The 14435-nt window shown below is 39.7% G+C and carries 7 protein-coding genes; 5 read left to right on the top strand and 2 right to left on the bottom strand.

Annotation, left to right across the window (positions count from 1 at the left end; genetic code table 11):
* Positions 1-1105: 1105 nt before the first annotated feature.
* Both L1264_RS05050 and L1264_RS05045 read left to right on the top strand, forming a co-directional pair.
* Positions 1106-3196: a YjbH domain-containing protein gene (locus L1264_RS05050; RefSeq protein WP_235403692.1), complete on the top strand. Its 2091-nt coding sequence runs from the start codon at positions 1106-1108 to the stop codon at positions 3194-3196.
* 297 nt (positions 3197-3493) lie between these two features.
* Positions 3494-5083, top strand: a complete 1590-nt coding sequence (locus L1264_RS05045) for a hypothetical protein (protein WP_235403691.1) — start codon at positions 3494-3496, stop codon at positions 5081-5083.
* Between the two features lie 1022 nt (positions 5084-6105).
* Here L1264_RS05045 and L1264_RS05040 read toward each other — a convergent pair.
* Together L1264_RS05040 and L1264_RS05035 are read right to left on the bottom strand one after the other, a co-directional pair.
* Positions 6106-7185 carry a phosphotransferase enzyme family protein gene (locus tag L1264_RS05040; protein WP_199526678.1) on the bottom strand — a complete coding sequence of 360 codons (1080 nt, stop codon included), beginning with the start codon at positions 7183-7185 and terminating at the stop codon, positions 6106-6108.
* 13 nt (positions 7186-7198) lie between these two features.
* A complete protein-coding gene (locus tag L1264_RS05035) occupies positions 7199-8113 on the bottom strand; it encodes an NTP transferase domain-containing protein (protein ID WP_199526677.1) in 915 nt (304 codons plus the stop codon).
* Positions 8114-8858: 745 nt separating this feature from the next.
* Here L1264_RS05035 and L1264_RS05030 point away from each other — a divergent pair.
* The 3 genes from L1264_RS05030 to mutT all read left to right on the top strand — a co-directional run bounded on the left by L1264_RS05030 (position 8859) and on the right by mutT (position 14147).
* Positions 8859-9332: a DUF721 domain-containing protein gene (locus L1264_RS05030; RefSeq protein WP_199526236.1), complete on the top strand. Its 474-nt coding sequence runs from the start codon at positions 8859-8861 to the stop codon at positions 9330-9332.
* 1643 nt (positions 9333-10975) lie between these two features.
* A complete protein-coding gene (gene secA / locus L1264_RS05025; protein WP_135923393.1) occupies positions 10976-13684 on the top strand; it encodes a preprotein translocase subunit SecA in 2709 nt (902 codons plus the stop codon).
* A gap of 61 nt (positions 13685-13745) precedes the next feature.
* Positions 13746-14147: an 8-oxo-dGTP diphosphatase MutT gene (gene mutT, locus L1264_RS05020; protein ID WP_235403690.1), complete on the top strand. Its 402-nt coding sequence runs from the start codon at positions 13746-13748 to the stop codon at positions 14145-14147.
* Positions 14148-14435 lie beyond the last annotated feature (288 nt).

The raw sequence follows: 14435 nt of genomic DNA, 5'->3' as shown, positions 1-14435 counted from the left end.
GCCTCGGTGTGCTCTGTGGTTCAAATATTGTTTTTGCACAATGAGAAGTGAATGAGAAGGGAATGAGGTAAACCAAGAACTTAGCTAATTTGTGTTCCTCTTAAGCGCCGCGCCTCATAAACTCTTTGTGATCATTTGTTTTCTCTATGCAGCGCGAAGCGCCTCGGTGCGCTCTGTGGTTCAAATATTATTTTTACACAATGAGAAGTGAATGAGAAGGGAATGAGGTAAACCACAAGATTATTTTTACTTTCTCTAAAGCGTAACGCCTTTGTGAGCTAAAGATCTTTTTCTAACCACAGAGGTCACAGAGAGCATAGAGGAAGAGAAGGAGAGACCAAACTTTTTAAATATTGGTTTCTCTGTGTAGCGCGCAGCGCCTTGGTGTGCTCTGTGGTTCAAATATTGTTTTTGCACAATGAGAAGTGAATGAGAAGAGAATGAGGTAAACCAGGAACTTAGCTAATTTGTGTTCCTCTTAAGCGCAGCGCCTCATAAACTCTTTGTGATCATTTGTTTTCTCTGTGTAGCGCGAAGCGCCTCTGTGTTCTCTGTGGTTCAATATGTTTTTTGAACAATTTACACAAAGAAATGTGAATGAGGAGAGAATAAGGTAAACCACAAGATTATTTTTACTTTCTCTAAAGCGTAACGCCTTTGTGAGTTAAAGATTTTTTTCTAACCACAGAGGTCACAGAGAGCATAGAGGAAGAGAAGGAGAGACCAAACTTTTTAAATATTGGTTTCTCTGTGTAGCGCGCAGCGCCTCGGTGCGCTCTGTGGTTCAAATATTGTTTAAACACAATGAAAAGTGAATGAGGAAACCACAAGATTATTTTTTACTTTCTCTAAAGCGTTGCGCCTCTTATTCTCTTTGTGAGTTAAAGATCTTTTTTTAACCACAGAGGTCACAGAGTACAAAGGAAGAGAGCGACAGATTCTAAATAGTTATTCTGATAATCTCTGAGTGATTATTTAGTTTTCTCTATCATTTAAATTTCATTTTTGTATTAACTTTTTAAACATGAACAACTAACTAATTTAGTTAATTAATGCTATATTGGCGTTAACAAAAAATTCTAATAATTCTTCATGGATTCGAGTTATGCTAAAGGCGAACACTTTACTCATTAGCGGGTTAGCAACCCTTTGCGCTCCTGTGCTAGCTTCAGAAAAAATTAATAACTATCAATCTTTTACTGGCTATACTGGTCTAATAAACACTCCTAATGCAAATGTAATTGAGGTTGGTCATATCGACCTTGGTTACAACAATATGCTTGATCTAAGAGGGCGGGAGTATATTGATGGCCATAACTTTATTTTTTCTGCTGGTTTATTTGACGGCTTCGAGGTTAGTGGCCAAATAGCAACTGAGTCTATTGATGATAACCTTTTTTATGCTGAGGGTAAGGGACAGTTAAGAGATTTGTCTTTTAACGCTAAGTACCAATTGCCGTACATACCTAAAGATTGGTTTACAGTGGCTATTGGTGCAAAAGATATCGGCGGTGCAGCAAATAACTACGAAACTTACTACGCAGTTGCCTCTAAAGAGCTATGGGATTTTAGATTTTCAGCAGGTTACGCAGTAAGTGACCGTTTAACAGGCCAAATGGATGGCCCTTTTGCTGGTATTGAATGGCAACCATTTGACTGGTTTGCACTGCAAGCAGAGCATGACGCCGATGCATTTAATGCAGCCGCAAAAGTCACAGTGCCTAAAAAATGGCTATACAATATCGGCGAGTTAACATTCACTAGCCGTTTTTACAGTAATACAGAGCACAGCGAAGAAGACACTTCATGGGGTGTTAACTTTAAAATGCCATTATTCTCAAAACCTGAGTATGAGGCTATAGAGAGTGCGCCAGAACCTGTGGTATCTGAAAGTGATGAATTAGCCTACTTTAAACTTAACGCTAATAAAGAACCTGTAACTATAAAAGATCCTAACGCGCACCGTTATTTCGAAAGCAATAAAGAAATGACAAGGCAAGCTGCAACGTTAAAGCATGCTTTAGTTAAAGATGGTTTCGAAAGTGTACAAGTGGGCTTTAATAACGATAAGCAAATTGTTGTTAAGTTTGAAAACTCTACTTTTAATCGTAATGACCTTGATGCAATTGGTTTAGTGCTTGGCCGAATTTCGCAATATGTAAGCAGTGAAGGCATTGAGTTTAATGTTTTTATGTCTAAGCAAGATATTCCTCAACTTAGCCTAAAAGGTAATGTAGACGAGTATCGCGAGTTTATTCTTTCGCAAAAGCATCCTGAAGTAGTTGTTTATCAAGGTACTATGCCACTGCCAAGAGCGCTTACTTGGGTTGGTTTAATGAATACTAACTCGCCTTATTTTAAACCTCGTGTAACCTTTAGCCCAGCACTTACAAATGGCTATGCTACTGAGCTAGGGTTGTATGACTTTTCATTAGCAGTTCGTGCTGATGTAGACATACCTCTATGGCAAGGCGGCGGTATTAACCTTGGTGGTCAAATTAATGTAGCAAATAGTGACGACTTTGATGAAGATGCGCCATTTAGGTATTTCCGAGAAGAGTCTGAATTTGATAGAGCAACACTTTACCAAACATTTGCATTACCTTATGGCATTTATAATCAAACTCAGGTTGGTTATTTTAAAGATTACCAAGACTATATGGGTATTCAAAACGAAACAGCTTGGCTAAGCCCTGAAGGCCGCCATAAAGTGAGTGCCAATATTGGTTATTTTGATTATCAAGATTTTGATGCGAATAAAGATACTCAAGTTGTGTCTTATCAATATAATTGGGTTGAGCGCGATATTACGTTACATGCCGAAGCAGGTAACTACTTTTATGATGACTCTGGCTTTAAAGTAGAAAGTCGTTTTTGGTTTGGCGATAGTTACCTTGCTGTATATGCACAAGATACGAACGTAAGAAAAATTGGTTTTGCTTTTAGTATTCCACTTTCACCACGTAAAGATATGTCGGTGACACGTTACGGACAAGTTAAGGGCTCAGAGGCTTGGCGACACTCAATTAGTACTCAAGTTGGCGAATCTCTGAATAACTTAGCATTTAATAAAGCATACTTACCTTCTAACGCAGTTAGTCTTGATCGTAAGTATCTGAACCAAGGTAGGTTATCTAAAGCATATTTATACGCTAACTTTAGTCGCTTGAGAGATGTTTATTTAGAATATAAATAGTGGCTGGTGTTGTTTTTGGAACAAAAAAATTAAATTCGTCACAACAATTTATTTTTTGTAATTCTAATTGCTGGATTGTAAATATTATCTATAATTTTTATTGAGCCTTTTTTAGTAAAATAAAGGCTCTTTGTGTAAAATGATAGTTGCAAATGTTGTGATTGTTATTTAACCTATTAGGTAGCAGTGGGAAATCATTCTATATAATACTTTTAGCTATGGGTTTAGCTAGTGATTTCCCTTATATCTCGACCTTATTTGATACGTTTATTTTAAAAAGGAATAAAAGGACTCCCTATGTTTACTAACAAAAAAACGCTACTAGCAATGTCTGTAGCATCTGTTTTTGCTCTTTCAGGCTGTTCGAGTGATGACGACAAAAATGAGGTCGTGCCAGATCCGATTGATCCACCTACAGAAGTAGTTGTTCCACCTGAAGCGCCAGCTGAACTTGGTGCAGTTGTAAACGGTAACATTGTTGACAGTGCTACATTAAATGTTGTTCCTTCAACTGTAATGTTTTTCGAAAACGGTGTTGCTTCTACTAGTCTTGTTGACGAAGAAGGTAATGCAGTTACTTCTGTTACAACTGAAGATGGTAACTTCTCTTTCTTACTTAAAGATGGCGCAGACGTAAATTCAGTAACTGCTGTTGTTATGGCTGATTCTTATGTACAAAAAACATTTGTAATCGACCTTTCAGAATTAAGCGAAGGTGACTTAGAAGTATTACTACCAGTAGTATCTGAAGAAACGGAAGGTCTAGCTGTTGAAGAAACTAGTTCTACAGTTTCTGGCGGTAGCTCTGCAGATCCTATCACTGGTGGTGTTGCAAATGGTAAAGCTACAGCTGCAGTAACTGTTCCTGGTGGTACAGTTTTACAAGATGCAGACGGTAACCCAGTAGAAGGTGACTCTGTAACTCTTAGCGTAACAGCTGCTGATACAAGCTCATCTGCAGGCGCTGCTATTACTCCTGAAGGTTTAAATGCTGGTTCTACAACTACAGTTAAACAACCTGTAGGTGTTGCAAGTGTTGAAATGGTTGACAGCAACGGCGTTAAAATTAAGAAGTTCTCTCAACCAATTACAGTTTCAATGGCTATCCCAGCTGACAAAGGTGTTTCAACTGGTGATATGTTAACACTTGTTTCTCAAAACGAAGACACTGGTGTATGGACAACTGAAACTCAGCAAGTTGAAGTTAAAGATCTAATGGCAGATGGCAGCTTCTACAATGCTAGCTTCATGACTGATCACTTAACTTTCTTTGCTGCAACTACTGAAACTGCTATTTGTGCAAATGACCAAGTTACTATTAACTTCAGTGAATCTGTTGCTAAAGGCTTACAGTTAAAATTTGAATCTGAGACTGATTCATTAACTAAAGTACTTAAAGCTAGTGAAGTTGATTCAGTAACTATTTCTGGTAAAAAGTTTGCAGCAGATGGTACTGCTAGAATCACGTTAGTAGACAAGAAGACTAATGATGTTTGGTATGACTCAGTTAGTGAGGAAGCTATCTGTGGTACTACAATTAATGCTTCTGTAACTGCACCTGCTGAAGTTACTCTTGTTGATTCAGTAGTTACTTTAACTACAACTTGTAGCAATGACGAAAGTGCAGCACCAGTTACAGCTACTGGTTCAAACGTTAAATACTACTTAGATCAAAATAAAGCTAGAGAGAAAGCAACATCTAATGGTGGTGGTGTATATACTCTAACTAACATGATCGAAGGTGAAACTTATTTTGTTAGTGTTAAGTACTCTGGTGCGCTAGCTTCTCTTAATGCTAATGGTGGCGTTGTTGAGCAAGTTGAAGCCGGTTCAGATGTTACTATCAACCGTGCAATCACTTGTGATGTAACTACAAGTGCTAACTAATAGATTTGTTAGTAATACCTAGGGCTTAATAGCCCTGCCATGAAAAAAGCCGCTTTAAGCGGCTTTTTTTTGTCTGCTTTTTAAGAACTTTTAGCCCATCTTGAGCTTACTCTGATGATCTGTGCCATGAAAGCCTACTGTTGGCACTATTGTTTTCACTACGCGCGTTAAGAGCATCAGTGAATATAATCTTTTTGTAATTATTTGGTTTCTCTGTGGTTCAAATATTGTTTTACACAAAGAGAAGTGAATGAGAAGAGAATGAGGTAAACCAATAACTTACTTTATTTGTTTTCCTCTAAAGCGCAGCGTCTCTTATCCTCTTTGTGAGTTAAATATCTTTTTTCTAACCACAGAGAGCACAGAGAAAGAGACCAAATCTCTTTGTAATTATTGGTTTCTCTGTGTAGCGCGAAGCGCCTCGGTGTTCTCTGTGGTTCAAATATTGTTTTTACAAGATTTGCACAAAGAGAAGTGAATGAGAAGAGAATGAGGTAAACCGAGAACTTAGCTAATTTTTGTTCCTCTAAAGCGCAGCGTCTCTTATCCTCTTTGTGAGTTAAATATCTTTTTTCTAACCACTGAGGACACTGAGAGCACAGAGGAAGAGAAGGAGAGATAATAACCTCTTTGAAAATATTGGTTTCTCTGTGTAGCGCGAAGCACCTCTGTGTACTCTGTGGTTCAAATATTGTTTTACACAAAGAGAAGTGAATGAGAAGAGAATGAGGTAAACCAATAACTTACTTAATTTGTTTTCCTCTATAGCGCAGCGCCTCTTGTCCTCTTTGTGAATTAAAGATCTTTTTTCTAACCATAGAGGTCACAGAGAACACAGTGGAAGAGACTAAATCTCTTTGTAAATATTGGTTTCTCTGTGGTTCAAAATGTTTTGTTGCTTGGGAGTTTAATGTAAGACGCGCCAAGCAAGCGTGACGCCTACGGTTTATGCGCGATATAAAATCGCGCCTACGATAACTAGCAACTAGCAACTAGCAACTAGCAACTAGCAACCAGCAACTCTAACCTTTATTTATCTCTAAAATCGCTTTTAAAGTATGTTCTTTTTCAAGAATATCACGGTAAAGAGCAAACTGATTACGGGCACGCTCTAGGTTATGGTTTGCATGCTTGGTAGCAAAGTAATTATCGCCATCAATAAAGTCTGTTAAAAAGCGTAGGCCGATCATAAAGGTCATTACTTTTGTGCCTAACCAAAAGCTTTCTTTTTCAGTGTCGGTGATCACATCTTTTAAAGGCTCAACATAACCTTTTACAATCGCTGCAAATATCTCTTCACGAACACGAACATTGCTCAAATTAGTAGAATCTTCTTGCTCAGGTGAGCAGAAGGTGCGCACCATATCGCCAAAATCAAATAACCAATAACCCGGCATACAGGTGTCTAGGTCAATCACTGCTTTTGCATCGTCAGATTGTGTGCAAAACAGCATGTTGTTGATTTTAGTGTCATTATGGCAAGGTCTAAGTGGGATCTTACCCTCAAGCTCTTTAAGTTCAGTTACTAAACCTTGTTGTGCTAAACAAAAGTCAATATCGTCTTGGCATAGCGCTACTCTGCTTGCTGGATCTTTTGCTAACACGTTTTTGAACGCGTCAAAACGCATTGCTAAATTATGAAAATCAGGGATAACATGATGCAACTGATCAGCCTGAAAATCTTGTAAGGCTAAAGCAAATTGTCCAAATGCATTGGCTGCAGTTTGTGCTTGCGATATGGTTGCTACCACATCTTCACTGTAGCTGCCGCCAATAAATTCGAGTGCGCGCCACACGCCTTGATCACATTCCACTAAAAAGTCATTTTGAATGGTCGGTACATGACGAATAATGTCGAGGTTATATTCACCATTGTCGTGCTTTTCAGTTAAATGCTGTTCAATTAAGCGAGCATTTTCAACAAGTTGTTCAGGATTCGGGAAAACAGTTGTATTTAATTTTTGAACCACAAGTGCTTGATCATCTGCTTTTAATAGCATGGTGGTATTTATATGGCCATTGCCAATCGGTTTTAGGCTAATATCCACTTTATTTAGGCCAAAACACTCTGATAAGTGTTCTGCAACAGGGTTAGACTTCATAGAAAGTTCACTTTTAAAATGCGTTTGAACAGCTGTGGTTGCTGGTTGTTCGTCCATGATGTAATTCATAAAGCTTTTTCGAAACCTTTTCTAGCTCTTCTCTGTAAGTGACGCCATACCAGGCTGATTGCGCTTGATAGACCATGACAGATTGTTGATTGTTTTTAACAGCAGTTTGGATTTGATCCGGTAAATAATACTCTTTTGTGACACCGTTGTCATTATGTTCTAGGAATTGCGCAAAGCCTAATTCTAACTCGTTGAATATGTTTGGCGTTACTCCCCAAAAACTCATAGAGCCTAGAGCTTCGTTCGAAATTACTTCGCGCTTACCCTGAGGGTTGTCACCATACAAGGTCTTATCTTCAAGTTTTATATTTAAATACTCAATCACATTAGTAAGTTGTTGCTGTTCATTCACTTCACAAACACCACGATTTACACCACCTTGTTCAGAAAGTGTGTTTTTGATTGGAAAACCAACCATGGCCCAATCGTTATTATTTTTAAAGTGTTTAGCCATTATTTCAAAAGAGGATGCCCCATAATAATCATCAGCGGTGATGACAATAGCGGGGTTCTTTACATAGGGCTTTGCACATAACAGAGCATGCCCAGTTCCCCAAGGCTTAATACGATCTTTCGCTAAATGGCTGTACTGCTCAGGTACCATACTAATTTCTTGTTCAACAAGCACAACCTCAAGTGATTTAGGTAAGCGAGGTAGTATGGTTGCTTCAAGTTCGGCGCGGATTTTTTTATTTATGATAATAACAGCTTGGCTTACACCCGCTTTTATCGCATCACGAATGCTTAATTCCATTATGGTGCAGCCCAACCCTGGGATCTCTGCTATTTGTTTGTTTCCGCCAAAACGACTACCAAGCCCACCGGCTAATACGATTAAAGTAAGAGAGTGTTGTGTCATTGTGTGAATAAGTTAAAAAATAAAGGAAAAGAGTACCAGAAACCCCAAAGGAAAAATATTATTGGAGCTAGCAATCGCAAAGAATTATTTTTAAACGATTAAAGAGTTCAAGAAGCTTTCAGCGGAATGGGTGATGCAGGTAGGAGGTGCTTTAGTGCCGAAAATATTTTTACAATGAGATCTGTGGTTAAACATGTTTTTATACGATGTGCACAAAGAGAAAAGAATGAGAAGAGAAAGAGGTAAACCAAGAACTTACTTAATTTTTACTTCAAAGCGAAGCGGTTTTTATCCTCTTTGTGAGCTAAAGATCTTTTTCTGACCACAGAGGACATAGAGAGCACAGAGGAAGAGAAAGCGAGACCATAATCTCTTTGTTGATAGTGGCTTCTCTGTGTAGCGCGAAGCGCCTCGGTGTTCTCTGTGGTTCAAATATTTTTTACACAAAGAGAAGTGAATGAGGAAGTAATAATTACGTTTTTGTTTCCTCTAAAGCGCAGCGCCTCTTACCCTCTTTGTGCGATTAGATGTCTTTGATGTAGGCGTGAAATTTATTTCGCGCTTTTTTGTAGGTCGTGCTTTAGCGCGTCATTGATGAAACGTACGTAATATCTTGTTGCCATAAATGACGACTTACATTAACAAAATCGCATCTCGCACCTTGTGCCTTAAACCTAATAGCTTCATATTTACGTAGGTGGTATATTCCCTATGTGGTGATTAACCCCTTTAGGTAGAAGATTTAATGGCAAAAGATAGATATGCGCCAAAGGCTCTTGGCGATATTATGGCGGGCTTGAGTGGTCGTTTAGCGTCTTATGCTGGTAAAACCCAAGGCCTGTCGAGTCAACAAACGATTTTAGACGAGTTTTTAGGTGAAACGCTTTCCAAAAAATGCCGGGTAAGTAATTACCGCGATGGTACTTTGATGATTGAAGCGGTTTCTGCACCGATTGCACTGCGTTTAAATTATTTAAAAATGGATATGCTCTCGCATTTTCGTGCCGCTGGCATGGTAGAGCTTGGACAAATTAAAATTACCGCCAACCCACAAGCTACTCAGCGCTTATCTATATCAAAAGAAGCTGAAAAAAAACCGCAAGCAAAGCGCCATATGAGTGAACAAACGGCGGACTATTTAACAGCTATCGCTGCTGACGCTCCTCCATCGTTAAAAGAAAAATTAGAGCGCTTAGCCCAACACGGGCGGAAAAAATAAGTAAAGCCATCAGCTTTCAGCCGTCAGTTTTGAGTTGTCCAGTATTGCCTGTTGGTTATGTGTTGATGTGCATGATTAGCGTTGTATGGCATGCGCGCCAAGCAAGCGTGACACCTACGTTTTATGTAGGCGTGAAATTTATTTCGCGCGTCAGATCTTTCTCACAAAGAGAAGTGAATGAGAAAGAAATGAGAGAACCACAGGTTCATTTTTTTACTTTCTCTAAAGCGCAGCGCCTCATAATCTCTTTGTGATATTTATTTTCTCTGTGTAGCGCGAAGCGCCTCGGTGTTCTCTGTGGTTCAAATATTGTTTTTACAAGATTTGCACAAAGAGAAGTGAATGAGAAGAGAATGAGGTAAACCAATAACTTACTTAATTTGTTTTCCTCTAAAGCGTAGCGCCTCTAATCCTCTTTGTGAGTTAAAGATCTTTTTTTCTAACCACAGAGGTCACAGAGAGCACAGAGGAAGAGAAAGCGAGACCATAATCTCTTTGTTGATAGTGGTTTCTCTGTGTAGCGCAAAGCGCCTCTATGTTCTCTGTGGTTCAAATATTGTTTTTACATGATTTGCACAAAGAGAAGTGAATGAGAAGAGAGTGAGGTAAACCAATAACTTACTTAATTTGTTTTCCTCTAAAGCGTAGCGCCTCATAACCTCTTTGTGAGTTAAATATCTTTTTTCTAACCACAGAGGACATAGAGAGCACAGAGGAAGAGAATAGTAGATTGTAAATCGTTATTCACTGAAGCGCGGAGTGCCCATAATCTCTTAGTGATTATTTGGTTTCTCTGTGTAGCGCGAAGCGCCTCGGTGTTCTCTGTGGTTCAAATATTGTTTTTACAAGATTTGCACAAAGAGAAGTGAATGAGAAGAGAATGAGGTAAACCAATAACTTACTTAATTTTTTTCCTCTAAAGCGTAGCGCCTCATAACCTCTTTGTGAGTTAAATATCTTTTTTCTAACCACAGAGGTCACAGAGAGCACAGAGGAAGAGAAAGCGAGACAATAATCTCTTTGTAAATATTGGTTTCTCTGTGTAGCGCGAAGCGCCTCTGTGTACTCTGTGGTTCAATATGTTTTAAAAAATTTGCACAAAGAGAAGTGAATGAGAAAGTGATAATTATGTTTTTGTTTTCCTCTAAAGCGTAGCGCCTCATAACCTCTTTGTGAGTTAAATATCTTTTTTCTAACCACAGAGGACACAGAGAGCACAGAGAAAGAGAAGGAGAGACAATAACCTCTTTGTGAATATTATTTTTCACTTTCGCTGGTTTCGCGATATAAAATCGCGCCTACAATTGAGCTCCTTTTTTCATCCCTGATCTTGATTTTATTTCAATTGTCGCCATATCTACTCAGTGGTCTTGTTTTCACCTTTTTTATGGGGTTAGATCAAAGATTATGGCTGATTTTTAAATTTTCTTGCCGAAATTCCATATCTTCACACACAGAAGGTTTGATGTTGCGCAGACTCTGGTATGATAGCGCACGAAATAAGCGGTGTTTTGAACAGCGTACTGATAAATTGTTAATTAATATGCCCTACATCATGAGCATAAGCGCATATTAATTATCAATTGAAGAAAGTGGGTTAGCTAATGACTAGCTAACAAAGAATATATTGTAACGGTTTTATCATGATATCTAATTTATTTACCAAGATTTTTGGTAGTCGCAATGACCGCACTATTAAAAACCTAAGAAAGACGGTCGCTCTAATTAATGCGCTTGAAAAGCAATTAGAAGCGCTTTCTGATGAAGATTTAAAAGCAAAAACAGCTGAATTTAGAGAGCGTTACGATAACGGACAAAGCCTAGATGATATCTTACCAGAAGCATTTGCTGTGGTACGTGAAGCATCTAAGCGTGTAAATGGCATGCGTCACTTCGACGTACAGCTACTAGGTGGTATGGTGTTACATCAAGGTCGTATCGCAGAGATGCGTACCGGTGAAGGTAAAACACTTACTGCAACATTACCTGCATACCTTCGTGGTTTAACAGGTAAAGGTGTTCACGTTATTACAGTGAATGACTACCTTGCAAAACGTGACGCCGAAACTAACCGTCCATTATTTGAATTCTTAGGCCTAACAGTAGGCTGCAACGTACCAGGCATGATGCCACAGCAAAAGAAAATCGCTTATGCTGCCGACATTACTTACGGTACGAATAACGAATTTGGCTTTGATTATCTTCGCGATAACATGGCATTTAGCATTGAGGAGCGTGTGCAACGCCCACTTTACTACGCAGTAGTGGATGAGGTGGATTCAATCCTAATCGATGAAGCGCGTACGCCGCTTATTATCTCAGGCCCTGCAGAAGACAGCTCTGAGCTTTACATCGAAATCAACAAAATTGTGCCAGAACTTGAGCTACAAGAAAAAGAAGATGAAGAAGGCGTTGAAGGTGACGGCGACTTCACTATCGACGAAAAATCTAAGCAAGTTCACTTAACTGAGCGTGGCCAAATTAAAGTTGAAGAACTATTAATTGAGCGTGGCTTAATCGAAGAAGGTGATTCACTTTACTCAGCTTCTAGCATCACATTATTAAGTCATGTGTATGCGGCGCTACGAGCTCACAAGTTGTATCAAAAAGACGTTGATTACGTTGTTAAAGAAAACGAAGTTATCATCGTTGATGAGCATACAGGCCGTACAATGGAAGGTCGTCGTTGGTCAGAAGGTTTACACCAAGCTGTTGAAGCAAAAGAAGGTGTGCGCATTCAAAACGAAAACCAAACATTGGCATCAATCACATTCCAAAACTACTTCCGTTTATACGACACATTAGCGGGTATGACAGGTACAGCAGACACCGAAGCGTTTGAGTTCCAGTCTATCTATGGTCTAGACACCGTAGTAATGCCAACTAACAAACCGATGATCCGTGACGATCGTGCTGACCTTGTGTACTTAACACAAGAAGAGAAGTACGAAGCAATTCTTGCTGATATCAAAGATTGTCAAGAACGCGGTCAACCGGTACTTGTGGGTACGATTTCTATCGAAAGCTCTGAGTACTTATCGCAGTTCTTACGTAAAGAAAAAATTAAGCACAACGTACTTAATGCTAAGTTCCACGCGCAAGAAGCAGACATTGTTGCTGATGCAGGTTTACCTGGCACAGTAACCATTGCAACTAACATGGCCGGTCGTGGTACCGATATCGTGTTAGGTGGTAACTGGCACAGCGAAGTTGAAAAGCTAGAAAACCCGACTGATGAACAAATCAAAGCGATTAAAGATGAGTGGCAAAAACGTCACGATGCAGTAATCGAAGCGGGAGGCTTACACATCATTGGTACTGAGCGTCACGAGTCTCGTCGTATCGATAACCAGTTACGTGGTCGTTCTGGTCGTCAAGGTGATGCGGGTTCAAGCCGTTTCTATTTATCAATGGACGACGCGCTAATGCGTATCTTCGCTGGTGAGCGCATGACTAACATGATGCGTAAACTTGGTATGCAACGTGGCGAAGCGATTGAGCACCCTTGGGTTAACCGCGCAATCGAAAACGCACAACGTAAAGTTGAAGCACGCAACTTCGACGTTCGTAAGCAACTACTTGAGTACGATGATGTAGCAAACGACCAACGTCGTGTTGTTTACTCACAGCGTAACGAGCTACTTGAAGAAGGCGATATTTCAGAAACTATCACTGCAATTCGTAGCGACGTTCTTAACAGTACGATTGACCAATATATTGCACCGCAAAGCTTAGCTGAAATGTGGGATATTCCAGGTCTTGAAGAGCGCTTAAAACTGGACTTCTTAATTGAGCTGCCAATTTCACAATGGTTAGCTGACGATAGCAAACTATACGAAGAAAAACTTCGTGAGCGTATCGAAGAAGCGGTTGAGCAAGCATACAAGCAAAAAGAAGAGATGGTAGGTGAGTCTGTACTACGTCAATTCGAAAAAGCGATTATGCTACAAAGCCTAGACCAACACTGGAAAGATCACTTGGCAGCGATGGACCACCTTCGTCAAGGTATCCACTTACGTGGTTACGCACAGAAGAATCCAAAGCAAGAGTACAAGCGTGAGTCATTCGAGCTATTCTCTGAAATGCTTGAGAACTTAAAAATCGACGTTGTTGGTATTTTAAGTAAAGTGCAAGTTCGCGCAGAAGAAGATGTTGAGAAAGTTGAAGAGCAACATCGTCGTAGCGAAAATGCACCACGTGAATACCAACACGAAGAAGCTGAGCACATTGGTGGCGAAACACCAGAAGGTGCTACAGTAACTCACCGTGCAGAGCCAAAAGTTGGCCGTAACGAACCTTGCCCATGTGGTTCAGGTAATAAATTTAAACAGTGTTGCGGTAAATTAAAGTAACCATAATACGCTGATAAAAAGCGACGCTTGCGTCGCTTTTTTTATGATTGAGGAATAACAAATGACAAAAAATGTAGTGCATGTTGCTGTTGGCGTTATTTATAAAGATCAGCAGTTATTTATTTGTAAGCGCCCAGACGATAAACACCAAGGCGGCTTGTGGGAATTCCCTGGCGGTAAAGTAGAGCAAGGCGAAAGTGTGTTTGCAGCACTTCAGCGTGAGCTGTTAGAAGAAGTAAACCTAACCGTAAACGGCAGCGAAGAGCTAATGGTTATCGAGCATGACTACGGCGATAAATGCGTGCGCTTAGATGTGCACATTGTTGATGATTTCACAGGCACTGCCCATGGTGCAGAAGGCCAACAAGGTAAGTGGGTTGCACTGAGCGAGCTTGATGATTACAGCTTTCCAGCTGCGAATGTTGAGATTATCGAAAAGGTAAAGCAGAGGTTTGAGCTGTAAGCTTTAAGCCGAACGGTGTTGTTGGTGGGAGATGCGTGTAGGAGATGTATGGACTCCTCCCCCAAATAGGGTGAGTACGGTATAAAGAAATTGGACAATTACTTTTACCAATAAGGAATCCATACATGTCAAAATTTAACCTAATTAGCATCGACTTGGCAAAAAATGTTTTTCAAGTCGGTAAGTTTCTTCATCAAAAACTACAAAGTAATAAAGCGGTGAGCAGAAAAGAGCTATTGACCATACTCACCACTTCTCCTTGTTGTAAAGTTGTCATGGAGTCATGTG

Source organism: Pseudoalteromonas sp. APAL1, from assembly GCF_021532475.1.
GTDB lineage: Bacteria > Pseudomonadota > Gammaproteobacteria > Enterobacterales > Alteromonadaceae > Pseudoalteromonas > Pseudoalteromonas lipolytica_C.
Note: the sequence above shows the minus strand (reverse complement) of the source record. Positions and strands in the feature narration are given on the sequence as shown.